This is a genomic window from Brachybacterium sp. SW0106-09, from assembly GCF_001293905.1.
GTDB lineage: Bacteria > Actinomycetota > Actinomycetes > Actinomycetales > Dermabacteraceae > Brachybacterium > Brachybacterium conglomeratum.
The window spans coordinates 73,532-98,107 of sequence record NZ_BCAK01000015.1 but is presented as its reverse complement, the minus strand read 5'-3'; the positions used below and the strand labels follow the sequence as shown (position 1 = coordinate 98,107).

General features: G+C 72.4%; 24 protein-coding genes. 6 read left to right on the top strand and 18 right to left on the bottom strand.

What is annotated here, in order from left to right; translation table 11 throughout:
* Positions 1–14 precede the first annotated feature (14 nt).
* The 12 genes from pyrF to Y09_RS08140 form a co-directional block, all read right to left on the bottom strand.
* Entirely contained in the window at positions 15–860 is an 846-nt protein-coding gene (gene pyrF / locus Y09_RS08190; RefSeq protein WP_053917273.1) for an orotidine-5'-phosphate decarboxylase, read from the bottom strand.
* Positions 857–4,210, bottom strand: a complete 3,354-nt coding sequence (carB, locus tag Y09_RS08185; RefSeq protein WP_053917272.1) for a carbamoyl-phosphate synthase large subunit — start codon at positions 4,208–4,210, stop codon at positions 857–859. Before carB ends, pyrF begins: the two co-directional genes overlap by 4 nt.
* Positions 4,210–5,412 carry a glutamine-hydrolyzing carbamoyl-phosphate synthase small subunit gene (gene carA, locus Y09_RS08180; protein WP_010550651.1) on the bottom strand — a complete coding sequence of 401 codons (1,203 nt, stop codon included), beginning with the start codon at positions 5,410–5,412 and terminating at the stop codon, positions 4,210–4,212. The genes carB and carA overlap by 1 nt, the downstream gene beginning before the upstream one ends.
* A complete protein-coding gene (locus Y09_RS08175) occupies positions 5,409–5,903 on the bottom strand; it encodes a hypothetical protein (RefSeq protein ID WP_053917271.1) in 495 nt (164 codons plus the stop codon). Before Y09_RS08175 ends, carA begins: the two co-directional genes overlap by 4 nt.
* On the bottom strand, positions 5,900–7,231 hold the full coding sequence (locus Y09_RS08170; RefSeq protein WP_053917270.1) for a dihydroorotase: 1,332 nt from the start codon (positions 7,229–7,231) through the stop codon (positions 5,900–5,902). Before Y09_RS08170 ends, Y09_RS08175 begins: the two co-directional genes overlap by 4 nt.
* Positions 7,221–8,183 (bottom strand): aspartate carbamoyltransferase catalytic subunit, encoded by a 963-nt coding sequence (locus Y09_RS08165; protein WP_010550648.1) that lies wholly within the window; start codon positions 8,181–8,183, stop codon positions 7,221–7,223. The genes Y09_RS08170 and Y09_RS08165 overlap by 11 nt, the downstream gene beginning before the upstream one ends.
* Positions 8,180–8,791 (bottom strand): bifunctional pyr operon transcriptional regulator/uracil phosphoribosyltransferase PyrR, encoded by a 612-nt coding sequence (gene pyrR / locus Y09_RS08160; protein WP_010550647.1) that lies wholly within the window; start codon positions 8,789–8,791, stop codon positions 8,180–8,182. The genes Y09_RS08165 and pyrR overlap by 4 nt, the downstream gene beginning before the upstream one ends.
* Positions 8,792–8,960: 169 nt before the next feature.
* Positions 8,961–9,506, bottom strand: coding sequence for a transcription antitermination factor NusB (gene nusB, locus Y09_RS08155; RefSeq protein WP_010550646.1), 546 nt, complete (start codon positions 9,504–9,506; stop codon positions 8,961–8,963).
* Positions 9,503–10,063 (bottom strand): elongation factor P, encoded by a 561-nt coding sequence (efp, locus tag Y09_RS08150; protein WP_010550645.1) that lies wholly within the window; start codon positions 10,061–10,063, stop codon positions 9,503–9,505. Before efp ends, nusB begins: the two co-directional genes overlap by 4 nt.
* Positions 10,064–10,137: 74 nt before the next feature.
* The gene (locus Y09_RS08145; RefSeq protein ID WP_053917269.1) at positions 10,138–10,755 is read right to left on the bottom strand and encodes a helix-turn-helix domain-containing protein; all 618 of its coding nucleotides are present in this window, start codon (positions 10,753–10,755) and stop codon (positions 10,138–10,140) included.
* A gap of 102 nt (positions 10,756–10,857) precedes the next feature.
* A complete protein-coding gene (locus Y09_RS17205) occupies positions 10,858–11,076 on the bottom strand; it encodes a hypothetical protein (protein ID WP_148639582.1) in 219 nt (72 codons plus the stop codon).
* Between the two features lie 116 nt (positions 11,077–11,192).
* Positions 11,193–12,797 carry an ABC-F family ATP-binding cassette domain-containing protein gene (locus tag Y09_RS08140; protein ID WP_053917268.1) on the bottom strand — a complete coding sequence of 535 codons (1,605 nt, stop codon included), beginning with the start codon at positions 12,795–12,797 and terminating at the stop codon, positions 11,193–11,195.
* Positions 12,798–12,998: 201 nt separating this feature from the next.
* Between Y09_RS08140 and ald the strand changes: the two genes are divergently transcribed.
* Positions 12,999–14,114, top strand: coding sequence for an alanine dehydrogenase (gene ald / locus Y09_RS08135; protein WP_053917267.1), 1,116 nt, complete (start codon positions 12,999–13,001; stop codon positions 14,112–14,114).
* Positions 14,115–14,213: 99 nt separating this feature from the next.
* Here the strand turns inward: ald and Y09_RS08130 are convergent, their stop codons facing one another.
* From Y09_RS08130 to Y09_RS08105, 6 genes are all read right to left on the bottom strand, one after another.
* Entirely contained in the window at positions 14,214–14,546 is a 333-nt protein-coding gene (locus Y09_RS08130) for a metal-sulfur cluster assembly factor (RefSeq protein WP_010550637.1), read from the bottom strand.
* Between the two features lie 156 nt (positions 14,547–14,702).
* Positions 14,703–15,458 carry a Fe-S cluster assembly ATPase SufC gene (gene sufC / locus Y09_RS08125; protein WP_010550636.1) on the bottom strand — a complete coding sequence of 252 codons (756 nt, stop codon included), beginning with the start codon at positions 15,456–15,458 and terminating at the stop codon, positions 14,703–14,705.
* A gap of 74 nt (positions 15,459–15,532) precedes the next feature.
* Positions 15,533–15,871 carry a non-heme iron oxygenase ferredoxin subunit gene (locus Y09_RS08120; RefSeq protein WP_010550635.1) on the bottom strand — a complete coding sequence of 113 codons (339 nt, stop codon included), beginning with the start codon at positions 15,869–15,871 and terminating at the stop codon, positions 15,533–15,535.
* Positions 15,871–17,193: a Fe-S cluster assembly protein SufD gene (gene sufD, locus Y09_RS08115; protein ID WP_053917266.1), complete on the bottom strand. Its 1,323-nt coding sequence runs from the start codon at positions 17,191–17,193 to the stop codon at positions 15,871–15,873. The genes Y09_RS08120 and sufD overlap by 1 nt, the downstream gene beginning before the upstream one ends.
* A complete protein-coding gene (gene sufB, locus Y09_RS08110) occupies positions 17,193–18,620 on the bottom strand; it encodes a Fe-S cluster assembly protein SufB (protein ID WP_010550633.1) in 1,428 nt (475 codons plus the stop codon). Before sufB ends, sufD begins: the two co-directional genes overlap by 1 nt.
* Positions 18,617–19,366 carry a metalloregulator ArsR/SmtB family transcription factor gene (locus Y09_RS08105; protein WP_053917265.1) on the bottom strand — a complete coding sequence of 250 codons (750 nt, stop codon included), beginning with the start codon at positions 19,364–19,366 and terminating at the stop codon, positions 18,617–18,619. Before Y09_RS08105 ends, sufB begins: the two co-directional genes overlap by 4 nt.
* Before the next feature lie 276 nt (positions 19,367–19,642).
* Between Y09_RS08105 and Y09_RS08100 the strand changes: the two genes are divergently transcribed.
* The 5 genes from Y09_RS08100 to map all read left to right on the top strand — a co-directional run bounded on the left by Y09_RS08100 (position 19,643) and on the right by map (position 24,513).
* Entirely contained in the window at positions 19,643–20,722 is a 1,080-nt protein-coding gene (locus Y09_RS08100) for a glutathione S-transferase family protein (RefSeq protein ID WP_053917264.1), read from the top strand.
* A 98-nt stretch (positions 20,723–20,820) separates the two neighbouring features.
* A complete protein-coding gene (locus Y09_RS08095; RefSeq protein ID WP_053917263.1) occupies positions 20,821–21,744 on the top strand; it encodes an ABC transporter ATP-binding protein in 924 nt (307 codons plus the stop codon).
* Complete coding sequence (locus tag Y09_RS08090) at positions 21,741–22,553, top strand: ABC transporter permease (RefSeq protein WP_053917262.1); 813 nt, start codon at positions 21,741–21,743, stop codon at positions 22,551–22,553. The genes Y09_RS08095 and Y09_RS08090 overlap by 4 nt, the downstream gene beginning before the upstream one ends.
* Positions 22,554–22,711: 158 nt before the next feature.
* The gene (locus Y09_RS08085) at positions 22,712–23,695 is read left to right on the top strand and encodes a heme A synthase (protein ID WP_053917261.1); all 984 of its coding nucleotides are present in this window, start codon (positions 22,712–22,714) and stop codon (positions 23,693–23,695) included.
* Complete coding sequence (gene map / locus Y09_RS08080) at positions 23,692–24,513, top strand: type I methionyl aminopeptidase (RefSeq protein ID WP_053917260.1); 822 nt, start codon at positions 23,692–23,694, stop codon at positions 24,511–24,513. Before Y09_RS08085 ends, map begins: the two co-directional genes overlap by 4 nt.
* The last annotated feature ends 63 nt before the right edge of the window (positions 24,514–24,576 follow it).

The following is a 24,576-nucleotide window of genomic DNA, read 5'->3' as shown; positions in this document are numbered from 1 at the left end:
AGAGCTCCTCGGCCTCAGCGGAAGGTCGTTGCCAGCTCCTCCGCGCGCTGGGCGAGCGCCGCCCGGTCCGGCCCTGCCGCGAGCAGGCCGCGGGACACCGAGACCAGCGCCTGACCTGCACGTTCACCGAAGACATCGGCGATCTCCGCAGGTCCGGCGCCCTGGGCCCCGACGCCGGGGGCGAGGAGCGGGACCGAGGGTGCGGCGGCGTCCAGCCCGAGGCGGCGGTAGGCGTCGCCGACGGTCGCGCCGACGACCAGGCCGATGCTCGACCACTCCCCCGGCGCGGCGCCGCCGATCCTCTCGGCGTGTCGCGCGATCTCCAGCGCGACCGGCGTGTCCTGTGCGGTCAGCGCGTGCTGGACCTGCGGTCCGTCGGGGTTGGAGGTCAGCGCGAGGAGGAACAGCCCCTTGCCGTGGGCGAGGGCGAGCCGGGCGGCGGGGTCGAGGGAGCCGGTGCCCAGATAGGGGCTGACGGTGATCGCGTCGGCCTCGAGCGGCGCACCGGGCAGCAGGTGCGCCTGCGCATAGGCGTCCATCGTCGAGCCGATGTCGCCCCGCTTGACGTCGAGGATCGTGAGCACCCCCGCCGCGCGGGCCGCGGCCAGCAGCTCCTCGAGCACCGCGACGCCGGCGCTGCCGTGGCGCTCGAAGAACGCCGACTGCGGCTTGAGCGCGACGACGTTCCCGGCGACGGCCTCGAGCACCGTGCGGGAGAACTCCCGCAGCCCCGCGGGGCTGTCGGGGAGCCCCCAGGACTCCAGCAGCGCGGCGTGCGGGTCGACGCCCGCGACGAGGCGGCCGCGCGCGGCCGTCTCCTCCTGCAGGCGCCGTCCGAAGCTCGCCGGGGCGGTGCTCATGCCGATGCCCCGGCCGCCCGCACCTCGCGCAGACGCGCGGTGTGGTCCTGGATGCTGCGCACCTCGAAGGGCTCCACGGGGCGCGCCTCGATCGCCTGGACGGCCGCCTGGAACTCCTGCAGCGTCGTGATCATCGGGACGTCCATGCTGGTCGCGGCGGCGCGGATCGCGTAGCCGTCGACACGGGCGTTGGAGCCGGAGGGGGTGTTCAGCACGAGGTCCACCTCGCCCGCCTCGATGAGGTCGATGACGCTCGCGCCCTCGCCCTCCTCCGAGGCCTTGCGCAGCACGCGGCAGGGGATCCCGTAGCGGCCGAGCACCCGCCCGGTGCCCTCGGTGGTGAGGATCTCGAAGCCCAGCGCGGCCAGGCGCGCGACCGGCAGCGGGAGCGAGCGCTTGTCGCGGTCGGAGACCGAGACGAAGGCGGTGCCCGCGGTGGGCAGGCCCTGGCCGGAGATCGCCAGCTGCGACTTCGCGAAGGCGAGCGGGAAGGTCGAGTCCATGCCCATCACCTCGCCCGTCGAGCGCATCTCCGGGCCGAGCACCGAGTCCACGGCGCGTCCCTCGCGGGTGCGGAAGCGCTTGAACGGCAGCACCGCCTCCTTCACCGCGATCGGCGAGTCCTCGGGCAGGTCCGAGCCATCGCCGGTGGCCGGGAGCACGCCGCCACGGCGCAGATCCGCGATCGAGGTACCGGCCATGAGCAGCGCCGCCGCCTGCGCGAGCGGCACGCCGGTGGCCTTCGCGACGAAGGGCACGGTGCGGGAGGCGCGGGGGTTCGCCTCGAGCACGTAGAGCACGCCGTGGGAGAGCGCGTACTGCACGTTGAGCAGGCCGCGTACGCCCACGCCCTCGGCGATCGCGAGGGTCGAGGCGCGGATCCGCTCGAGCACCGGATCGCCGAGGGTGACCGGCGGCAGGGTGCAGGCGGAGTCGCCGGAGTGGATGCCTGCCTCCTCGATGTGCTCCATGACGCCGGCGAGGTAGAGCTCCTCGCCGTCGTAGAGGGCGTCCACGTCGATCTCGATCGCGGTGTCCAGGAAGCTGTCGATGAGGATCGGGGCCTCGGCGCGGCCGCCGTCGGGCAGGTTGCGGCCGACGTAGTCGACCAGCCCCGCCTCGTCGAAGACGATCTCCATGCCGCGGCCGCCGAGCACGTAGCTGGGGCGCACGAGCACCGGATAGCCGACCTCCGCGGCGACCTCGATCGCGTCGTTCAGCGCCCAGGCGGTGCCGTAGGGCGGGGCGGGCAGGTCGGCCTCGGCCAGGACGGCGCCGAAGTGGCCCCGGTCCTCGGCGTTGTCGATCGCGGCGGGGCTGGTGCCGATGATCGGCAGACCCTCCGCCTCGAGACGGCGCGCGAGGGACAGCGGGGTCTGGCCGCCGAGCTGGACGATGACGCCGGCGACGGGGCCGGCGGCCTTCTCCGCCTCGTACACCTCGACGACGTCCTCGAAGGTGAGCGGCTCGAAGTAGAGCCGGTCGGCGATGTCGTAGTCGGTCGAGACCGTCTCGGGGTTGCAGTTGATCATGACCGTCTCGTAGCCGCCGCCGGGCAGCTCCGGATCGCCGAGCGCGATCGCCGCGTGGACGCAGGAGTAGTCGAACTCGATGCCCTGGCCGATGCGGTTGGGGCCCGAGCCGAGGATCAGCACCGCGGGCTTCTCGCGGGGCTCGATCTCGGTCTCCTGGTCGTAGGTCGAGTAGTGGTACGGGGTGCGGGAGGCGAACTCCGCGGCGCAGGTGTCCACCGTCTTGTAGACCGGGTTGATCCCCAGCGCCTCGCGCACGCCCTTGACGACGTCGCCGCTGCGGCCGGTGAGCGCGCCGATCTGCTCGTCGGAGAGGCCGTGCCGCTTGGCCAGGCCCAGCAGGTCCGCGTCCAGCACGTCGCTCGCGCGGATCTCCGCGGCCAGCTCGGCGACGATCAGCATCTGGTCGAGGAACCAGCGGTCGATCGCCGTCGCCTCGACGAGGCGGTCGAGGGTCTCGACGGGGTCGAGGATCCCCTCCGCCGCGGACCACAGGATCCGCGCGATGGCGACCAGGCGCTCGGAGGTCGGGGTGCGCACCTCGTCCAGCAGAGCGGCGACCTCGGCGGCGCTCGGCGGCGTGCCCGTGTAGTCCAGGGACGCCCCCTTGGCGTCGATGGAGCGCTGCGCCTTGCCGAGGGCCTCGGTGAAGTTGCGGCCCAGGGCCATCGCCTCGCCGACGCTCTTCATGGTGGTGGTGAGCGTCGGGTCCGCGGCGGGGAACTTCTCGAAGGCGAAGCGGGGCACCTTGACCACGACGTAGTCCAGCGCCGGCTCGAAGCTGGCCGGGGTGGTGCCGGTGATGTCGTTGCGGATCTCGTCGAGGGTGTAGCCGATCGCGACGCGCGCGGCGATCTTCGCGATCGGGAAGCCGGTGGCCTTCGAGGCGAGCGCCGAGGAGCGGGAGACGCGGGGGTTCATCTCGATCACGACGATGCGGCCGGTCTCGGGGTGGGTGGCGAACTGGACGTTGCAGCCGCCGGTGTCGACGCCGACCTCGCGGATGATCGCGATGCCGAGGTCGCGCAGCTTCTGCATCTCGACGTCGGTGAGGGTCAGCGCGGGGGCGACGGTGACCGAGTCGCCGGTGTGCACGCCGACGGGGTCGACGTTCTCGATCGAGCAGATCACGACGCAGTTGTCGGCGCTGTCGCGCATGAGCTCGAGCTCGAACTCCTTCCAGCCCAGGATCGACTCCTCGAGCAGGACCTCGGAGGTCGGCGAGTAGTGCAGGCCGTCGCCGCCGATGCGGCGCAGGTCCGCCTCGTCGTAGGCCATGCCGGAGCCGAGCCCGCCCATGGTGAAGCTGGGGCGGACCACCATCGGGTAGCCGAGCTCGTCGGCCGCCTCGAGCAGCTCGTCCATGGTGTGGCAGATCCGCGAGCGGGCGGACTCGCCGCCGACCCGCTCGACGACCTCCTTGAACTGCTGGCGGTCCTCGGCCTTGTTGATCGCCTCGAGGTTCGCGCCGATCATCTCGACGCCGAACTCCTCGAGGGTCCCGTTCTCGGCCAGGGCGATCGCGGCGTTCAGCGCGGTCTGCCCGCCGAGCGTCGGCAGGATCGCATCGGGCCGCTCCGCGGCGATGATCGAGCGGATGATGTCCGGGTCGATCGGCTCGATGTAGGTGGCGTCGGCGATCTCCGGGTCGGTCATGATCGTGGCCGGGTTGGAGTTGACCAGGATGACCCGCAGGCCCTCCTCGCGCAGGACGCGGCAGGCCTGGGTGCCGGAGTAGTCGAACTCCGCTGCCTGGCCGATGACGATCGGGCCGGAGCCGACGACGAGGACGGAGGAGATATCGGTACGGCGGGGCATCAGGACTCCTTGTCGGCGGAGGCGGCGCGGTGCGCGACGGCGAGCTCCACCAGTCGGTCGAAGAGGGGCGAGGCGTCGTGGGGGCCGCCGGCGGCCTCGGGGTGGTACTGGACGGAGAAGGCGGGGAGGTCGAGGCAGCGCAGCCCCTCGACCACGTCGTCGTTCAGGCCCACGTGCGAGACGACGACCCGGCCGTAGCGGCCCCCGTCATGGGGGGCGGTGTGCTCGCCCTCGAGCGGCACGTCGACGGCGAAGCCGTGGTTGTGCGCGGTGATCGCGACCTGGCCGGTCTCGCGGTCCTGAACGGGCTGGTTGATGCCGCGGTGACCGAACTTCAGCTTGTAGGTGTCGAAGCCGAGCGCCCGGCCCAGCAGCTGGTTGCCGAAGCAGATGCCGAAGAAGGGCACGCCTGCGTCGAGCACGCCGCGCAGCAGCTCGATCTGGGCGGTCGCGGCGGAGGGGTCGCCGGGGCCGTTGGAGAAGAAGACGGCGTCGGCACCGATCGCGAGGAGGTCCTCGAGCGAGGTCGTGGCGGGCAGCAGGTGCACGCGCAGGCCGCGGGCGAGCATGGAGCGCGGCGAGGCGCCCTTGATGCCGAGGTCCACGGCGGCGACGGTCGCGACCGCCTCGCCCTCGGGCTCGAGCACGACGGGCTGGGCGATCGTGACCTCCTCGACGAAGCTCGAGCCGGCCATCTGCGGCTGCTCGCGCACCTGGGCGAGCAGCTCCTCCTCAGAGGCCTCGAGGGCCTCTCCGGAGAAGATGCCGCCGCGGGCGGAGCCCTCCTCGCGCAGCCGACGGGTGAGCATGCGGGTGTCGATGTCGCTGATGCCGACCACGTCGCTGCTGATCAGGAGGTCGTCGAGGCTCTGCTCGGCGCGGAAGGACGAGGCGATGCGGCTCGCGTCGCGCACGGCGTAGCCGCGCACCCACACGCGGCGGGACTCCATGTCCTCGGCGTTCGCCCCGGTGTTGCCGATGTGCGGGGCGGTCTGCACGACGATCTGCCCGGCGTAGGAGGGGTCCGAGAGCGTCTCCTGGTAGCCGGTCATGCCGGTGGTGAAGACGACCTCGCCGAAGCGGGCGCCGCGGGCGCCGTAGGCGGAGCCGCGCAGCACGGTGCCGTCCTCGAGGATCAGCAGCGCGCGCTCGCGGCGCGCACGGCCCGAGGGCCTGGGGGTGGCGGGGGCGGGGGTGGTCATGAATGCTCCTTCCGGGAGAGCAGGAGGTCGTGGTCGGCGCGCCGGTCGAGGCGCAGGCCGGTGTCCAGGAGCTGGTCGCCGAGGCTCCAGCGGATGATCAGCAGGCCGTCGCCGCCGATGAACTTCCCCGCCATACCGGGCCCGGAGGTGACCTCCCGGACCGCCGCGGCGGGGATGGTGAGCGGCCCGGTGCCCTCGCGCTCGAGGTGCCAGGTGCCCTGCTCGCCGAGGCTGACCTCGGCGCGGGCGCGCTGTCCCAGGCGGTGGGCGACGACCCGCTCGAGCGGCTGCTCGGCGAGGACGGTGTCGACGTAGACCGCGCCGACGGGCCCGTGGACGGTGGCCTCGCCGAGCTCCTCGAGCGTCCGGACCGACGGGGCCGGCAGATGGGCCTGCGAGCGGCCCCGTCGGCGCCAGCCGAGCACCATCGCGCCGATCATCAGCGCGAACAGCACCGCCAGCAGGAGGACCGGGACGACCCGCCCGCTCACCTCTCCACCACCGCGCCGTCGCGCACGGTGGGTCGGCCGCCGAGCAGGGTGAGCCGGTTCGCGCCAGGCAGCTCGAGGCCCGCGAAGGGAGAGTTGCGGCCCTGGGAGGCGTGCTCGGCGGGGTCCGCGACCCGCACCGGGTGCGGGTCCCAGACGAGCAGATGGGCCGGCTCCCCCACCGCGACCGGTCGGCCGTGGTCCTGGTCGCGGCCGATCTCGGCGGGCTTCTCGGAGAGCACCCGGGCGACGTCGCGCCAGCTGAGGCGGCCCTCGTCGACCATCGTGGACTGGACCAGGGACAGCGCGGTCTCGAGACCGGTCATGCCCATCGCAGCCTGGTCCCACTCGCGGTCCTTGGCGTCCGCGGGATGGGGGGCGTGGTCGGTCGCGACGATGTCGATGGTCCCGTCGGCCAGGCCCTCGCGCACCGCCTCGACGTCCGCGGCGGTGCGCAGCGGCGGGTTGACCTTGAACACCGCGTCGAACTGGCGCACGTTCTCGTCGGTCAGCAGCAGGTGGTGCGGGGTGACCTCGGCGGTGACCGCGATGCCGCGCTGCTTGGCCCAGCGCACGATGTCCACGCTGCCGGCGGTCGAGAGGTGGCAGACGTGCAGGCGGGAGCCGACGTGATGGGCCAGCAGCACGTCGCGGGCGATGATCGACTCCTCGGCCACGGCCGGCCATCCGGTCAGCCCCAGCTCCGCCGAGACGAGCCCCTCGTGCATCTGGGCGCCCTCGGTCAGGCGCGGGTCCTGGGCGTGCTGGGCGATCACGCCGTCGAAGGACTTCACGTACTCCAGCGCGCGCCGCATCAGCACCGGGTCGTGCACGCACTTGCCGTCGTCGCTGAACACGCGGACGCGGGCGCGGGAGTTCGCCATCGCGTCGAGCTCGGCAAGGCGCTCGCCCTGGAGGCCCACGGTGACCGCGCCGACGGGGCGGACGGCGCACCAGCCGGCGGCCTCGCCGCGCATCGCGACCTGCTCGACCACGCCCGCGGTGTCCGCGACGGGGGTCGTGTTGGCCATGGCGTGCACGGCGGTGAAGCCGCCGCGGGCGGCGGCGCGGGTGCCGGTCTCGACGGTCTCGGCCTCCTCGCCGCCGGGCTCGCGCAGGTGGGTGTGGAGGTCGACCAGACCGGGGAGGATCACGCAGCCCTCGGCGTCGATCACCTCGACGCCGTCCGGCACCTCGAGCTCGCCGCCGATCGCGGCGATCCGGCCCTCGCGGATCAGGATGTCCTGCACGTCCTCGCCGTAGGGGCGACCGCCGCGCAGCAGCAGCGGGGCCGGGGAGCCGGTGGTGGCGGTGGTGGTGTCAGCGGTCACGGGGGGCCTCCCGGGCGTCGGTGGCGAGCAGGTGGTAGAGCACGGCCATGCGCACGAACACGCCGGAGGCGACCTGCTCGACGATGACGCTGCGCGGGGAGTCGGCGACGGAGCCGGCGATCTCGAAGCCGCGGTTCATCGGTCCGGGATGCATGACGATCGTGTGCTCGGGCAGGGAGGCGGCGCGGGCGGCGCTGAGCCCGTAGCGGCGGGAGTACTCCCCCGCCGTCGGGAAGAAGCCGCCGCCGACCATCCGCTCGTGCTGGACCCGCAGCATCATCACGGCGTCGGGACCGGCGGCGAGGGCCTGGTCGAGGTCATAGGAGATCTCGCACGGCCAGGCGGAGGCGCCGACGGGCACCAGCGCGGGCGGTGCCACGAGCGTGACGCGGGCGCCGAGCAGGGTCAGCAGCAGCACGTTCGAGCGGGCGACGCGGGAGTGGAGCACGTCCCCGACGATCACGACGTGAAGGCCGTCGAGGCCCGCGTGCGGGTCGCCGGGCCGCAGGTGGCGGCGCATGGTGAAGGCGTCGAGCATCGCCTGGGTGGGATGCTCGTGCGCGCCGTCGCCGGCGTTGACGATGGGCTGGTCGATCCAGCCGGCGTGGGCGAGCAGGTGCGCCGCGCCGGAGGAGCCCGAGCGCACCACGACCGCGTCGGCGCCCATCGCCTGGAGGGTGAGCGCGGTGTCCTTCAGCGACTCGCCCTTGGAGATGCTCGAGCCCTTGGCGGAGAAGTTGATGACGTCGGCCGAGAGGCGCTTGGCCGCGGCCTCGAAGCTGATCCGGGTGCGGGTGGAGTCCTCGAAGAAGAGGTTCACGACGGTGGTGCCCACGAGGGTGGGCAGCTTGCGGATCGCGCGGGACTGGGTCTGGGCCATGTGCTCGGCGGTCGCGAGGACCTCGAGGGCCTCCTCGCGGCGGAGGTCCGCGATCGAGATGAAGTGCCTCATGCGCGCCCCTCCCCCGTCGTGCGGGCCGGGCGGACGATGTCCACCGCATCGGTGCCGTCGGTCTCCGTGAGCTGGACGTGCACGCGCTCGCTGCGCGAGGTGGGCAGGTTCTTGCCGACGTGGTCGGCGCGGATCGGCAGCTCGCGATGGCCGCGGTCCACGAGCACGGCCAGGCGCACGGCGGCGGGTCGGCCGATGGCGCTGAGCGCGTCGAGGGCGGCGCGGACGGTGCGGCCGGAGTAGAGCACGTCGTCGACGAGGACGACGGTGCGTCCGTCGATGCCGGCGGCGGGGATCCGGGTGGGGCTCGGCGCGCGGGTGGGATTGCTGCGCAGGTCGTCGCGGTACATGGTGATGTCGAGCGCGCCGTGCAGGTCGGCGAGGTCGGCGCCGTCGGGGCGGCCCTCGGCGCGGGCGATGAGCTCGGCGAGGCGGCGGGCGAGCGGCACGCCGCGGTGCGGGATGCCGAGCAGGACGAGGTCCTCGGCGCCGTGGTCGCTCTCGAGGATCTCGTGGGCGATGCGGGTCAGCGCGCGCCGGATCTCCTCGGGCCCGAGGACGCGGGAGCTCTCGGCTCCCCTCTCCAGGGCAGGGTCGGTGCTGGTCATGCGATGTTCTCCCTTCCACGCCTCACGGGACGTGTCGTTAAAGGGTCGGGTGCTCGTGCGAGCTGTGCCGAGTGTAGTCGGCAGGTGCGGGTCCGCCCCCGCCTGCCCGCCCCTCGGACGGGGACGCGCCCGGCGGGGGCGGAGGGGACTGCGAAGGGTCCGGTCCTGCTCAGCCGAGCAGGCCGCGCACGTCCACGAGCCGCTGCAGCAGGCCGTTGACGAAGCGCGGGGAGTCGTCGGTCGAGAGGACCTCGGCGATCTTGGTGTACTCGCCGATGATCGCGCCGCGCGCGCCGGGCTCCTCGCCGTGCAGCACCTCGGCGGCGCCGAGGCGCAGGATCGCGCGGTCCACCGCGGGCATGCGGTGCAGCGGCCAGTCGCGGGAGTGCGTGGAGAGGTCCTCGTCGATGTCGACGGCGTGCGGGGCGTAGAGCTCGACCAGGGCGCGGGAGCGCTCGGGCAGCGGGGTCTGCGCGGCCGTGCGACGGAGCCGCTCGGCGAGCACGTCGAGCACGTCGGCCTGCTTGGCGTCGGCCTCGAAGAGCACGTCCAGGGCGCGGATCCGGTCGCGGGAGCGTCCGTGGAGCCGGTCCGCGGCGGCCGGGACGGTCCGCTCGAGCTCGACCTCCGCCCCCTCCCGGGTGGGGAGGGGGAGGCCGGTGGGGCGCGGGGCGGACCGGTCGTCGGCGCCCTGCGGGGTCGAGCCTCGGGTCACTTCACGCGCTCGAGGTAGTCGCCGCTGCGGGTGTCGACCTTGACGCTGTCGCCCTCGTTGAGGAACAGCGGGACCTGGATCTCACGGCCGGTGGTCAGGCGCGCGGGCTTGGTGCCGCCGCTGGAGCGGTCGCCCTGCAGGCCGGGCTCGGTGAACTCGATCTCGAGCACCACGGAGGCGGGCAGCTCGACGAAGAGCGCGTTGCCCTCGTGGAAGGCGATGACGACGTCCTGGCCCTCGACCATGAAGTCCTTGGTGTCGCCCACGACTTCCTCGGTGAGGCTGGTCTGCTCCCAGTTCGAGGTGTCCATGAAGACGTACATGTCGCCGTCGAGATAGGAGAACTGCATGTCGCGGCGGTCCACGGTGGCCGTCTCGACCTTCACGCCGGCGTTGAAGGTCTTGTCCACGCCCTTGCCGGACAGGACGTTCTTGAGCTTGGTGCGCACGAAGGCGGGTCCCTTGCCGGGCTTGACGTGCTGGAACTCGACCACGCTCCAGAGCTGCTGGTCGATGACCAGCACCATTCCGTTCTTGAGGTCGTTCGTCGTCGCCATGGGTCTCCTCGGTTGTCGTCGGGGCGGCCCCAGGATAGCGCGCGGCGCCCCCGCCCTCGGGGGCGGGGCCGGACTCAGCGGGTCGACGTGAGGTCGATCATGCTCAGCAGTCGCACGGCGAGCGGATGGGCGGCGCTCTCCTCGCGCCAGCCGCTGGTCTTCACGGCGCGGGAGACGGTCTGCTGGGTGACGCCGAGGCGCTCGGCGAGGACGGCCTGGGTGGCCGTCGGATCCTCACGCAGCTCGTGCACGGGCTGCCACTGGCCGCGGCTGCGGGCGCGGATCATCCAGCCGATCAGCCGCAGCACGGCCTCGACGTCGGCGGCGGTGTCGGCGTGGCGGGGATCGGCGGCGCGGACGGCGAGAGGGACCTGGGAGGTGGTCGACGCCGCGGCCACGGCGCTCCGAGCGGCCTCGACGGCGGGGCCGGAGAGCTCGCGGACCGAGCCGGGCAGCGGCCCCGGCACCGTGCCGATCCCGAGGCCGACGGCCGTGCTCCCCACCTCGAGCGCCCGCAGCATCGCCTCGAGCGCGGTCTCCCCTCGGGAGGCGAGGACGAGCGCGTCCGGGCCGGCGGTCCGCTCCGGGGCGAGCGGCAGCTCGAGACCCTCGAGGGCCTCGAGCAGAGCGGGGACGGGGTCGCCGGCGGCGCGGCCGTGGCCGGGGCGACCGGAGAGGGAGAGGACGAACACGGAGGCCTTTCACAGCGGATATCAGGTGTCCGCCACACTACGCGCTGTCCGTGCCGTCCTCGGGCGCGGCGCGCCGCGCAGGGACGGGCGCGGGAGTCGGCCTCAGTCCTCCAGCGCCGCGGCGTTCGCGATCTCCCGCCGATGGTCCTCGGCGGCTCGACGCGCGAGCTCCGTCCCCTGCGCCTCGTCGAGGGTGAGGCTCTCGCCCATGGCGACCTCGAGGACATGATCTCGAAGTCGGCCATAGCCGGCTGCCTCCTGGGGTCGGCCCTTGACCGCTCCCTGCGTCGAACCGAGGACGATCCGGCGCTGGAAGAGCACGACGATGACGATGTACGGGGTCGGCTTCGGCGAGCCGACACCGTGCGAGCCGCAGGCCGCGAGCGTTGCCCCCGGGGCCGCGGCGAGCGTGGGGAGGGCCGGGGAGCGACGCCGCCTCAGGCGAGCTCGATGAGCTCCTGGTACTCGGCGTTCCAGAGGTCCTCGACGGCGTCGGGCATCATCAGCACCCGCTCGGGATCGAGCGCCGCGACGGCGCCGGGGTCGTGGGAGACCAGCACGACGGCGCCCTCGAAGTTCGCCAGCGCCCCGAGGATCTCCTCGCGACTGGCGGGGTCGAGGTTGTTCGTCGGCTCGTCGAGCAGCAGCACGTTGGCGCTGGAGACGACGAGCGCGGCCAGGGCGAGGCGGGTCTTCTCCCCGCCGGAGAGCACCCGGGCGGGCTTGTGCACGTCGTCGCCCGTGAACAGGAAGGAGCCGAGGATCTTGCGGGCCTCGACCTCGGGCAGCTCGTAGGCCGCCGTCATCATGTTCTCCAGCACGGTCCGGTCCAGGTCCAGGGTCTCGTGCTCCTGGGCGTAGTAGCCGATGCGCAGGCCGTGGCCGGGGAGGATCCGGCCGGTGTCCGGCGCGTCGACGCCGCCGAGGATCCGCAGCAGAGTGGTCTTGCCCGCGCCGTTCAGGCCGATGATGACCACGCGCGAGCCGCGGTCGATCGCCAGGTCCACGCCGGTGAAGATCTCGAGGCTGCCGTAGGACTTCGAGAGGTCCTCGGCCATCAGCGGGGTCTTGCCGCAGGGGGCCGGCTTCGGGAAGCGCAGCGAGGCGACGCGGTCGGTCTGCCGCTCCCCCTCGACCCCGTCGAGCATCCGCTCGGCCCGCTTCAGCATGTTCTGCGCGGCGACGGCCTTGGTGGCCTTCGCGCGCATCTTCTCCGCCTGGGCGGTGAGCTGGGTGGCCTTCTTCTCGGCGTTGGCGCGCTCGCGCCTGCGGCGCTTCTCGTCGTCCTCGCGCTGGCGCAGGTACTGCTTCCAGCCCATGTTGTAGATGTCGATCGCGGAGCGGTTCGCGTCGAGGTAGAAGACCTTGTTCACGACCTGCTCGACGAGCTCGACGTCGTGGCTGATGACGATCAGTCCGCCGCGGTAGCTCATCAGGTACTCGCGCAGCCACACGATCGAGTCGTGGTCGAGGTGGTTCGTCGGCTCGTCGAGGATCATCGTGGAGGCCTGCGAGAACAGGATCCGGGCGAGCTCGACGCGACGCCGCTGACCGCCGGAGAGGGTGCCGAGCTCCTGTTCGAGCAGCCGGTTGGGCAGGCCGAGGTTCGCGGCCATCCGCTTGGCCTCGGCCTCGGCCGCGTAGCCGCCGGCGGCGTCGAGCTCGGCCTCCAGGCGCGGGTACCGGTTCATGGCCTTCTCGCGGCGGGCCTCGGTGAGGGACATGTCCCCCATCTCCTCCTCGGCGCGGCGCAGCTTCCTCAGGATCCCGTCGAGCCCGCGGGCGGAGAGGATCCGGGCGAGCACCGGCTCGGTGTCCTCGCCGCTGTGGGTGTCCTGCGGGAGATAGCCGAGCTCGCCGGAGACCTCGACGCTGCCCTCGCTGGGGTCCAGCGTGCCGGAGAGGACCTTGGTCAGCGTGGTCTTGCCGGCGCCGTTGCGACCCACCAGGCCGATCCGGTCGCCGTCGGTGACCTGGAAGGAGACGTCGCTCATGAGCAGCCGGGCGCCGACGCGGATGGCGAGGTCGTGCACGGTGATCACGGGTGGGACTCCTCTTCGGACGGGGACGGCCCGGAGGAGGGCCGGATCGAGTCTAGGGCCGAGGCGCCGAACGGTCGCCCGGATTCCCGCCGACGGTGCCGGGGGACACATCCGCAGGCTCCCCCGCACGGCCGACGAGGTGTCATCCTGGGGGCGGTGGCCGTGACCGCGGCCAGGGAGCTCAGCAGAGAGGCTGGACACATGCGCATCGGGGTGCCCTGCGAGGTCAAGAACAACGAGAACAGGGTGGGCCTGGGCGCCGCCGGCGTGCACGAGCTGGTGATGCACGGCCACGAGGTGATCGTCGAGAGCGGCGCGGGCCTCGGCTCCCGCGTGAGCGACGAGGACTACGCCGCCGCGGGAGCGACCCTGCTGCCGACGGCCGACGAGGTCTGGGCGCAGGCCGAGATGATCGTGAAGGTGAAGGAGCCGCTGCCCGAGGAGTACGGACGCCTGAGGAAGGGCCAGATCCTCTTCACCTATCTGCACCTCGCGGCGGACCGGGAGCTCACCGAGGCGCTGCTCGCCTCCGGCACGACTGCCATCGCCTACGAGACCGTCCAGCTCCCCGACCGCTCCCTGCCGCTGCTGGCGCCGATGAGCGCGATCGCGGGCCGGCTCGCCGCACAGGTCGGCGCCTACCACCTGATGGCGCCGCTGGGCGGCGGCGGGGTGCTGATGGGCGGGGTACCCGGGACCTCGGAGGCGAACGTGCTCGTCCTCGGCGGCGGCGTCGTCGGCGAGCAGGCGGCGATGATGGCGCACGGGCTGCACGCGAACGTCACCGTGATGGACGTGAACGTCTCCCGGCTCTCCCAGATCGCGACGATGCACCACGGCGGGATCCTCACCCGCTACTCGACCGCCCTCGACCTCTCCAAGCAGATCGAGCGGGCGGACGTCGTCGTCGGCTCGGTGCTGATCCCCGGCAAGCGCGCCCCGAAGCTCGTCACCGACGAGATGGTCTCCCGGATGAAGCCGGGCTCGGTGCTGGTCGACGTCGCGATCGACCAGGGCGGCTGCTTCGAGAACTCCCGCCCCACCACGCACGACGACCCGACCTTCCAGGTGCACGACGCGATCTACTACTGCGTGGCGAACATGCCCGGCTCCGTGCCGGTCACGGCGACGGCGGCGCTGAACAACGCGACCCTCCCCTACGTGCTGAAGCTCGCGGGCGCGGGCTGGCAGGACGCGCTGCGGGCCGACGAGGCGCTCGCGAAGGGCCTGCACACCCACGAGGGCGCCCTCGCCCATGCCGGCACGGCCGAGGCGCACGGCCTCGAGCTCACGCGGACGGCGACGCTGCTCGGCTGACGCCGGCTCGGGGGCCCGCCCCGTCCGCAGCGAAGAGACCCCCTGCCCCGCGCTCGCGGGTCAGGGGGTCTCTCGTGCCGGCTCAGAGGGTGAGGCGGCTCAGAGGTTGAAGCCGATGGCGCGCAGCTGCTCGCGGCCGTCCTCGGTGATCTTCTCCATGCCCCACGGCGGCATCCACACCCAGTTGATGCGGTGGGTCTCGGTGATGGGGTCCAGCACCGCGAAGGTCTGCTCCTCGAGCACGTCCGTCAGCGGGCAGGCGGCGGAGGTGAGGGTCATGTCGATCACGGCGTTGCCGTCCTCGACGGTCACCCCGTAGACGAGGCCCAGGTCGACGACGTTGATCCCGAGCTCGGGATCGATGACGTCCTTCATCGCCTCGGTGACGTCCTCGGCGCTCACGGTCGAGGCCGGGGTCTGCTGGTCGGTCATGGTGTCCTCCCGGAAGGGGTGCGGGACTGCTCCCGCAGGGGTGCGGACGGGGCTCGTCGGGCCGTCCCCGGACGTGCTGTCCGGGACGGTCCGCGGCGGGTCCCGCGGTGCGGCCGTCCCGCCCCGCGCGGGTGCGGGGCGGGAGGGCCGGCGGCATCAGGCGCCGACGAGGAAGCGGTCGTAGCCCTCGGCCTCGAGACGCTCGGCCAGCTCGGGACCGCCCTGCTCGGCGATCTTCCCGTTCACGAAGACGTGGACGAAGTCCGGCTTCACGTACTGCAGGATGCGGGTGTAGTGGGTGATCAGCATGATGCCGACCTCGGTGTTCTCCTTGGCGCGGTTGACGCCTTCGGAGACCACGCGCAGCGCGTCGACGTCGAGGCCGGAGTCGGTCTCGTCGAGCACGGCGATGGAGGGCTTCAGCAGCTGCATCTGGAGGATCTCGTGGCGCTTCTTCTCGCCGCCGGAGAAGCCCTCGTTGACGTTGCGCTCGGCGAAGACCGGGTCCATCTTGAGGTCGTCCATGGCGCCCTTGACGTCCTTGACCCAGGTGCGCAGCGAGGGGGCCTCGCCGTCGATCGCGGTCTTGGCGGTGCGCAGGAAGTTCGAGACGGTCACGCCGGGGACCTCGACGGGGTACTGCATGGCGAGGAAGAGGCCGGCGCGGGCGCGCTCGTCGACGCTCATCTCGAGCACGTCCTCGCCGTCGAGGAGGACCTCGCCGCCGGTGATCTCGTACTTGGGGTGGCCGGCGATGGCGTAGGCGAGGGTGGACTTGCCCGAGCCGTTGGGGCCCATGATCGCGTGGGTCTCGCCGCCCTTGATGGTGAGGTCGACGCCCTTGAGGATCTCCTTGGTGCCCTCAGGGGTCTCGACGGTGGCGTGGAGGTTCTTGATCTCCAGGATCGACATGTGGGGTTCTCCTTGACCAGGAAGCTGGTGGATTCGTGGGGCTGGGGGCGGGCGTCGGGGACGACGCCCAGGTGTCAGGTGGCGGGAGCCTCGGAGGGATCCACGAGGATCTCGCCGCTGCTCTCGTCGATGCGCACGGGGAACACCCGCACGGGCAGGACGGCCGGGAGCTGCAGGGGACGACCGGTGACGAGGTCGAACTGGCTGCCGTGCTTCCAGCACTCGATGGTGCATCCCTCGACGTCGCCGTCGCTCAGCGCGATCTCGTCGTGCGAGCAGAGGTCCTCGAGGGCGTGGACGCCGCCGTCCTCGTCGCGCACCAGGGCGATCTCGATCCCGCCGGCGACGACGTCGATCGCCTCGCCGGGGGCGAGGTCGGCCAGGGCGGCGACGGGGACGAAGGCGTCCGACATCAGTTCATGCTCCGTGCGAGCTCGTCCTCGATCGCGGCCGAGAGGCGCTCGCGCACCTCGGGCACGTCGATCTGCTGGATGATCTCGGCGAAGAAGCCGCGCACGACCAGACGGCGCGCCTCGATCTCCGGGATGCCGCGAGCGCGCAGGTAGAACAGCTGCTCGTCGTCGAAGCGCCCGGTGGCGGCGGCGTGGCCGGCGCCCTCGATCTCGCCCGTCTCGATCTCCAGGTTCGGCACCGAGTCGGCGCGGGCGCCCTCGGTGAGCACCAGGTTGCGGTTGAGCTCGTAGGTGTTGGTGCCCTCGGCCTCCTTGCGGATCAGCACGTCGCCGACCCACACGGACCGTGCGCCCTTGCCCTGCAGCGCGCCCTTGTAGGCGACGTTGGAGGTGCAGTTCGGGGCGCTGTGGTCGATGAACAGGCGGTTCTCGAAGAACTGGCCCTCGTCGGAGAAGTAGAGGCCCAGCTTCTCGATCTCGCCGCCAGGGGCGGCGTACTCGCCGATCGAGTTCAGGCGCACCGCGCTGCCGCCGAGGGTGACCGCGACGTGCTTCAGGCGCGCGTCGCGGCCCACGCGGGCGTGGTGCTGCGCGATGTGCACCGCGTCGTCGTCCCAGTCGTGGACGGTGATGACCGTCATCTGCGCGTTGTCGCCGACGAGGATCTCCACGTCCTGCGCGTACTGCGCCGAGCCGGTGTGGTTCAGCACCACGATCGAGGAGGAGGACTCCTGCGCCTCGATCACGAGGTGCGCGTTGGCGCGACGGTCCGCGCCGCGGCCGGTGATGTCCACGCGGAACGGCGCGTCGTAGGCGGCGTTCTTGGCGGCGACCAGGTGCAGCGCCTGCTCGGTGCGGGCGGAGGCGATCGCGGTGGGCAGATCCTCGGGCACCAGCACGCTGCCGCGGGGCGCCTGGCCGGGGGCGAGCGTCGAGGGCTCCGGGGCGCTCTCGGGCACGGTCACGGCGTAGTCGACGGCGGGGTCGCCCTCGCGGTCGTCGGTGGCGGCGTCCTCGAAGAGGGCGGAGAAGCGACGCAGCGGGGTGAAGCGCCACTCCTCGATGTCGCTCTTGGGCACGGCGTGGTCGGCGACCTCGAAGGAGCGCAGTCGCGCGCCGCGGTTCAGCGCGGCGTGGGCGGCGGAGACCTCCTGGCCCGGCAGGCTCAGGTTCTCCTCCTCCAGCTCAGGCGCGGCCGTCGTGTCGGCGCCCTCCAGGGCCTCTCCGGCGGCGACGGGCGCGGCGCCGGCCGCATGGCCCACGGCCTCGTTGGTGCTCGGGTCCCCGGCGCTCTCGGCACCCTTCACATCAGTGGTCGTCATCAGCCGACTGCTCCTTCCATCTGCAGCTCGATCAGGCGGTTCAGCTCGAGGGCGTACTCCATCGGGAGCTCGCGGGCGATGGGCTCGATGAAGCCGCGCACGATCATCGCCATCGCCTCGGTCTCCTCCATGCCGCGGCTCATCAGGTAGAAGAGCTGCTCCTCGGAGACCTTGGAGACGGTGGCCTCGTGGCCCATCTGGACGTCGTCGACGCGCACGTCGACGTAGGGGTAGGTGTCGGTGCGCGAGATCTGGTCCACCAGCAGCGCGTCGCACAGCACGGTCGAGGCGGAGTGCTCGGCACCGGGCATGACCTGGACCAGGCCGCGGTAGGAGGAGCGGCCGCCGCCGCGCGAGACCGACTTGGAGACGATCGAGCTCGAGGTGTGCGGCGCCATGTGCACCATCTTCGAGCCGGTGTCCTGGTTCTGGCCCTCGCCGGCGAAGGCGACGGAGAGGGTCTCGCCGCGGGCGTGCTCGCCCATCAGCCAGACGGCCGGGTACTTCATGGTGACCTTGGAGCCGATGTTGCCGTCGACCCACTCCATGACGCCGCCCTGCTCGACCGTGGTGCGCTTGGTGACCAGGTTGTAGACGTTGTTCGACCAGTTCTGGATGGTCGTGTAGCGGACGCGGGCGTCCTTCTTCACGACGATCTCGACGACGGCGCTGTGCAGCGAGTCGGACTTGTAGATCGGCGCGGTGCAGCCCTCGACGTAGTGCACGTAGGAGCCCTCGTCGGCGATGATCAGCGTGCGCTCGAACTGGCCCATGTTCTCGGTGTTGATCCGGAAGTAGGCCTGCAGCGGGATCTCGACGTGCACGCCCTTGGGGACGTAGACGAAGGAGCCGCCGGACCACACGGCGGTGTTCAGCGCGGAGAACTTGTTGTCGCCCGAGGGGATGACGGTGCCGAAGTACTCCTTGAACAGCTCCGGGTGCTCCTTGAGCGCCGTGTCGGTGTCCAGGAAGATGACGCCCTGCTCCTCCAGGTCCTCGCGGATCTGGTGGTAGACGACCTCGGACTCGTACTGCGCGGCGACGCCGGCGACGAGGCGCTGCTTCTCGGCCTCGGGGATGCCGAGGCGGTCGTAGGTCTCCTTGATGTCCTCGGGCAGGTCGTTCCAGTCGGTGACCTGCTTCTCGGTGGAGCGGACGAAGTACTTGATGTCGTCGAAGGCGATGCCGGAGAGGTCCGGGCCCCAGGTGGGCAGCGGCTTCTTCTCGAAGAGCTTGAGCGCCTTCAGCCGGCGCTCGAGCATCCACTCGGGCTCGTCCTTGCGTGCGGAGATGTCGCGCACGACGTCCTCGGACAGGCCGCGGCGCGCGCTGGCCCCGGCCGAGTCCTCGTCGTGCCATCCGAAGGCGTAGTTGCCGATCGAATCGATGATCTCGTCCTGTGAGAGCTTCTCGGGTGCGCTCGTCATGGTGTCCTTCCCTCGGTGAGCGGAATGTGGGTCGTGCAGACGTGAGCCCCCTGCGCCAGGGTGGCCAGGCGCTGGACGGGGGCCCCGATGATGCGGGAGATGACGCGGGTCTCGGCCTCGCACAGCTCCGGGTGGTCGGCGGCCACGTCGAGGACGGGGCAGCGGCCGTGGCAGAGCTGCGCGGTGACGAGGCTACGCGGCCCGGCGCCGCCCTCGCGACGGGCCGCCGGCAGCGGGACGTGCAGCGGGCGGACGGTGGTGGCGTAGCCGCGCTCGGTGAGCAGCTGCGAGAGCAGCTCGAGCCGCTCGGCGGTGCCCACCGGCTCCCCGGTCTCCGCCTCGAGGCGGTCGACCCGTTCGTCGAGCCGCTGCTCCCAGTCGGAGATCCGCCGCTCCGCGAGGGCGGTCACCGCCTCGTCGCCGCCGCGGCGGGCGAGCTCGTCGACCGCCATCACGGCCAGCTCGTCGTAGCCGGCGGCGAAGTCCTCATGCGCCGACGGCGAGAGCACGAAGGTCTTGCTGGGGCGTCCGCGGCCGCGATGGGCCACGGGCACCTCGTGCTCGGCGATGGTCCCCTCCGCCTCGAGCGCCGCGAGATGGCGGCGCACGGCGGCGCTGGTGAGGCCGAAGCGCTCGGCGAGCTGCCGGGCGGTGATGGGCCCGTGGGTGGAGATCGCCTCGACGAGGCGATCGCGCGTGGTCGGCTCGGACTTCGCCGCGAGCTCCTGCGCATCCTGCTCGGCCATCCTGCACCTCCCTTCTCGACCACCTAGATTTTACAACAGGACTCTTTCCAAATACTGCCCGAGTCCTGTGCGCCCGGCCACGAAGGGTGCCCTTACCTGCGACGTCGCGCAGGGAGGGGCGGATCGCGCTCCCCCACACATGGTGCACGACGTGGGTGCGGAGCGCACCCCGGGCCCCTCTCGGCGCGCCGTCGACCGCCGCCCCCGAGAGGCTTCCATCTAGTATCGATTTCAACTAACATGGCAGCGACGCCGCCGACACGAAGGGACCCCACGATGAACGAGACCGCCCCCGACTCCACGGACGCCGCCGCCGAGCGGCACTCGACCCGCGGCGCCTACGTCTCCGCCGGCAAGGGCTTCGACCGCGACATGAACTACATCGACGACCGGATCACCCGCGACGGCCGCGACGGCTGGCCCGTCGAGGCCGGGCGCTACCGGCTGATCGCCGCCCGCGCCTGCCCGTGGGCCAACCGCACCCTGATCTCCCGTCGTCTGCTGGGCCTGGAGGACGTGATCTCGGTGGGCATGCCCGGCCCCACCCATGACAAGCGCTCCTGGACCTTCGACCTCGACCCCGGCGAGGTGGATCCCGTGCTCGGCTACGAGCGCCTGCAGCAGGCCTACTTCGCGCGCTTTCCCGACTACCCGCGCGGCATCACCGTCCCGGCCGTCGTGGACGTGCCCACCAGGGCCGTCGTGACCAACGACTTCCAGCGGATCACCCTCGACTTCGCGACCGAGTGGGCCGAGCACCACCGCGCCGGCGCCCCGGACCTCTACCCCGAGGCGCAGCGCGAGGAGATCGACGCGCTGAACAAGTGGATGCTCCACCGGGTCAACAACGGCGTGTACAAGGTCGGCTTCGCCGGCTCGCAGGAGGACTACGAGCGCGAGTACGCGCTCCTCTGGGAGGCCCTCGACGAGCTCGAGGAGCGCCTGGGCCGCAGCCGCTACCTCATGGGCCCCTCGATCACCGAGGCCGATGTGCGCCTGTTCCCCACGCTGATCCGCTTCGACCCCGTCTACCACGGCCACTTCAAGGCCAACCGGCAGACCCTCGCCTCGATGCCGAACCTTTGGAACTACACCAAGGACCTGTTCCAGACCCCGGGCTTCGGCGACACGGTCGACTTCGCGCAGATCAAGCGGCACTACTACTACGTGCACGAGGACATCAACCCCACGCAGATCGTCCCCGCCGGCCCGGCGCTCGAGCCGCTGCTGGAGGCGCACGACCGCGACCGCTTCGAGACCGACACCTGGGGCCCCGGCGGCATCGCTCCCGAGGCGCCGCTCGCCGCGGAGGTCGTCGACCCGTCGCACACACCGCTGCACGTCACCGGGCGCTGAGCCCGGCACGGCCAGGGTGAGGTCTCGCCCACCTCGCCCGGCCCGGACGCGGCGCCGTCCCCGGCCAGGCGCCGCGTCCGGCCTACGATGGGGCGGCCATGGACGACCACTCCCCTGCCCTCGTCGCGACCGACCTCGCCCACTCCTACGGCGCCGTGCGCGCCCTCGACGGCCTGAGCCTGACCGCGGAGCGCGGCGAGGTCACCGCGCTGCTCGGCCCCAACGGCGCCGGCAAGACCACCGCCGTCTCCTGCGCGACCGGTCTGCTGCGCCCCGATGCCGGCAGCGTGCGCGTGCTCGGCACCGACCCCTGGCGCGCGAGCCCCGAGCACCGCGCCCGGGTGGGCGTGATGATCCAGGACGGCGGCCTCGCCTCGGGCGCGACGGCGATGCAGCTGCTGCGCTACGGGGCGAGCCTGCACGCCGCCCCGCTCGACGTCGACGAGGTCGCCGCCCATCTCGGCATCGACGAGTTCGCCCGCACCCTCGTGCGGCGCCTCTCCGGAGGCCAGCGCCAGCGGCTCGCCCTGGCGCTGGCGATCATCGGCCGACCCGACCTCGTCTTCCTCGACGAGCCGACCGCCGGGATGGATCCCTCGATCCGGCGCCGGGTGCGCGAGCTGATCCGGGGGCTGGCCCGCACCGGCACCGCCGTCGTGCTCACCACCCATCTGATGGACGACGTGGTCGGGCTCGCGGACGCGGTGCGAGTGATCTCCCGCGGCCGCGTGCTCGCCTCCGGCAGCGTGCAGGAGGTGGTCCGCGAGCATCGCGGGCCGGGCGGCGGCGTGACCCTCCGGGCGACCGCGAGCGGCGTCGCCCCCGACGCCGTGCCCGCCCTCGAGCAGTCCCTGCACGAGGCCGCCGCCCGTCACGACGCCCGCCTTGAGGTCTCCAGCGCCGCGGCCGCTGACCTCGAGGCGGTGCTGCTGGACCTGATGGACCGCGACGCCCCCGGGGTCGAGGACGCCGGGAGCACGACCCGCCACGACGACGCCCCCGGCGCAGGAGCCGCCCGATGAGCGCCGCCGCCCCGTCGACCTCCCCCGCCGCCTCCGGCGGCTCCGCCGCCGCGCCGCGCGTGCCGCGTCCCGCGCGGGCGCTGCGCCGCATCCTCTCCCACGCCCGGCTCGAGACCCGCGTGCTGCTCTCCAACGGGGAGCAGCTCATGGTCGCGATCGCCCTGCCGGCGATGGTGATGGTGGGGCTGTGGCTGCTGCCCGTCGGCCGGCTCGAGGGCGCTCCCGCGATCGACACCGCGGTCGCCGCGACCTTCGCGACCGCGCTGATCTCGACCTCCTTCACCTCGCAGGCGATCATGACCGGCTTCGACCGTCGCAACGGCGTGCTGCGCTGGATCGCGACGACGCCGCTGGGGCGCAGCGGCTATCTCGCCGGGAAGATCCTCGCCACCCTCACCACCCACGTGCTGCAGGTGGTCGTGCTCGGGGTGCTGGGCCTGGTCCTGGGCTGGCGGCCGGAGCTCGCCGGCCTCGCGGCGCTCGTCCCCGTCTGGCTGGTGGGGACGGTGGCCTTCGGGGCGCTCGGCCTGCTGGTCGCGGGGCTGCTGCGCACCGAGGCGGTGCTGGCGGTGGCGAACCTCGTGTTCGTGCTGCTCGTCGCGGTCGGCGGCGTCGCCTTCCCCACCACCTCGTTCCCGCGGATCCTCGGCGGGCTCGCGGACCTGCTGCCCTCGGGCGCGCTCGGAGAGCTGATGCGGGCCTGCCTCGCGGGCGGTCCGTTCTCCCCCGGCTCCGCCGTGGTGCTGCTGCTGTGGGCCGCGGCAGGGGTCGCGGCCGTCGTGCGCTGGTTCCGCTGGACGGATGCCTGAGCCGCCTCGCACGAGCCCGACGCCGGGCCCCGGTCCCGGAGCCCCTGTTCGGCCGCTCGGCCGTCCCGGGCGACCGCCGAGTCCTCACGATGCGGGATCCCTCGCATCCGCACCCGGAGTCCAGGCGGCCCTCGGCCGCGGAACCTAGACTGCTGGGCATGTCCTCGCCTGCCCTCTCCGCCGAGCGCTCACCCGAGCGCCACGGGCGGATCACCACCCTGCCCGACCGACGTCTGACCTCCTGGGGGCCGCAGCGGCGCGCACGTCTCGCCGCCATCGCTATCTGGGGCAACCTGATCTGCCAGATGGGGATCATCCTCTCGGGTGGCGCGGTGCGTCTGACGGGCAGCGGACTGGGCTGCTCCTCCTGGCCGCACTGCGAGCCGGGGAACTTCACCCCGGAGCTGACGCTCGAGGCCGGGATCCACCCCTTCGTCGAGTTCGGCAACCGCACCCTCACGGGCGTGCTGAGCGTCTTCGCGATCGCCGTGCTGCTGGTGACCTACCGCTGGCTCGCGCACAAGGGCCGCGGATTCCGGATGCTCGCCTGGGTGCCGCTGATCGGCACGGGCGTGCAGGCCCTGCTCGGCGCGTTCGTGGTGTGGTTCCATCTCCACCCGGGCCTGGTCAGCCCGCACTTCCTCATCTCCCCCGTGCTCGGCGCGCTCTCGACGGTGCTGCTGGTGCGGCTGTACGACGGCGACTCGCACGTGCGCCTCGCGGTCCCGCCGCGCCTGGTGGCGCTCTACGTCCCGCTGGCGGCGGTGGGCTTCGTGGTGCTGGTGCTCGGCACTCTGGTCACCGGCACCGGCCCGCACTCGGGCGATGCCGGGGACGTCACCCGCCTGATGTTCTCCCCGGTCGTGATCACCCGGGTCCACGCCGTCGCGGTCTACCTCTTCCTCGCCCTGCTGATCGCGATGCTGGTCGTCCTCCACCGCTCGGGTGCCCGCCGCGAGGCCCGCACCGCGGCCTGGTGGCTGCTCGCGGCGACCCTCGCGCAGGGCGCGGTCGGCTACATCCAGTACTTCACCGGGCTGCCCGAGCTGGTCGTCTTCGGCCACCTGCTCGGCGCCGCCGTGTTCGCACCGATGATCGCCTGGGTCGGGGCCCGGCTGGTCACCTGGCAGGAGGCACGATGATCCTCGGACGCCGTCGCCGCAGCTCGACCCAGGAGCTGCCCACCACCGAGCAGGCACGTCCGGCCGGCGAGTTCGTCGCCTCCGTGCTCTCGCACCTGCGGCAGGTCGTGGACGTGGGCTGGAACCTGCTGGACGTCGACGCGGAGGCGCATCGCCTGATCCGCGAGGCGGGGGCGACCAGCTGCTACATCGACTACCACCCCGTCTTCGGCGCCTCCCCCTTCGGGTACGTCATCTGCACCTCGCTGAACGAGGGCGTGCTCCACGGCCGCCCCTACGACCGGGTGCTCGAGGACGGGGACCTGCTCTCCCTCGACTTCGCCGTCTCGGTGGAGGGCTGGGTGGCGGACTCGTGCCTGACGATCCCCGTCGGCACCCCGCACGCGGAGGACCTCCAGCTGATCCGCGACACCGAGCAGGTGATGTGGGCCGGGATCGACCAGGTCACCGCCGGCGCCACCGTCGGCGACATCGGCTTCGCGGTGATGAACGAGGCGACCTCGCTCGGCTACTCGATCAACGACCGCTTCGGCGGCCACGGCGTGGGGCGCACGATGCACGAGGCCCCCTTCGTCCCCAACCACGGCACCCCCGGCGGCGGCGCCGAGCTCGTGGCCGGGCAGCTGATCACCGTGGAGCCGTTCCTGGTGCCGACCACCTCCGAGCTCGTCGTCGACGAGCGGGACGGCTGGACGCAGCTGGCGGCCGACGGCTCCCGCGGCGCGCACTCGGAGCACACCCTGCAGGTCACCGACGGCGCGCCGATCGTCCTCACGGCGCGGGCCGACGACCCTGCTCCGCGCAGCTCGCTGGGCTGAGAGCCCCTGCGGACGCTCCGTTCCGCGGTGCTCACCGCGTCGGCGGCACGGCGTCCTCGTATC

Bases quoted from the DNA above. Each gene is read 5' to 3' on its own strand.
- carA (WP_010550651.1), bottom strand. From the start codon at position 5,412: ATGACCACCCCCGCCCCCGCCACCCCCAGGCCCTCGGGCCGTGCGCGC.
- pyrR (WP_010550647.1), bottom strand. From the start codon at position 8,791: ATGACCAGCACCGACCCTGCCCTGGAGAGGGGAGCCGAGAGCTCCCGC.
- Y09_RS08105 (WP_053917265.1), bottom strand. From the start codon at position 19,366: ATGGCCGAGCAGGATGCGCAGGAGCTCGCGGCGAAGTCCGAGCCGACC.
- sufD (WP_053917266.1), bottom strand. From the start codon at position 17,193: ATGACGACCACTGATGTGAAGGGTGCCGAGAGCGCCGGGGACCCGAGC.
- Y09_RS08090 (WP_053917262.1), top strand. From the start codon at position 21,741: ATGAGCGCCGCCGCCCCGTCGACCTCCCCCGCCGCCTCCGGCGGCTCC.
- Y09_RS08130 (WP_010550637.1), bottom strand. From the start codon at position 14,546: ATGACCGACCAGCAGACCCCGGCCTCGACCGTGAGCGCCGAGGACGTC.
- efp (WP_010550645.1), bottom strand. From the start codon at position 10,063: ATGGCGACGACGAACGACCTCAAGAACGGAATGGTGCTGGTCATCGAC.
- sufB (WP_010550633.1), bottom strand. From the start codon at position 18,620: ATGACGAGCGCACCCGAGAAGCTCTCACAGGACGAGATCATCGATTCG.
- Y09_RS08095 (WP_053917263.1), top strand. From the start codon at position 20,821: ATGGACGACCACTCCCCTGCCCTCGTCGCGACCGACCTCGCCCACTCC.
- pyrF (WP_053917273.1), bottom strand. From the start codon at position 860: ATGAGCACCGCCCCGGCGAGCTTCGGACGGCGCCTGCAGGAGGAGACG.
- map (WP_053917260.1), top strand. From the start codon at position 23,692: ATGATCCTCGGACGCCGTCGCCGCAGCTCGACCCAGGAGCTGCCCACC.
- Y09_RS08085 (WP_053917261.1), top strand. From the start codon at position 22,712: ATGTCCTCGCCTGCCCTCTCCGCCGAGCGCTCACCCGAGCGCCACGGG.
- Y09_RS08120 (WP_010550635.1), bottom strand. From the start codon at position 15,871: ATGTCGGACGCCTTCGTCCCCGTCGCCGCCCTGGCCGACCTCGCCCCC.
- carB (WP_053917272.1), bottom strand. From the start codon at position 4,210: ATGCCCCGCCGTACCGATATCTCCTCCGTCCTCGTCGTCGGCTCCGGC.
- sufC (WP_010550636.1), bottom strand. From the start codon at position 15,458: ATGTCGATCCTGGAGATCAAGAACCTCCACGCCACCGTCGAGACCCCT.
- ald (WP_053917267.1), top strand. From the start codon at position 12,999: ATGCGCATCGGGGTGCCCTGCGAGGTCAAGAACAACGAGAACAGGGTG.
- Y09_RS08100 (WP_053917264.1), top strand. From the start codon at position 19,643: ATGAACGAGACCGCCCCCGACTCCACGGACGCCGCCGCCGAGCGGCAC.
- Y09_RS08165 (WP_010550648.1), bottom strand. From the start codon at position 8,183: ATGAGGCACTTCATCTCGATCGCGGACCTCCGCCGCGAGGAGGCCCTC.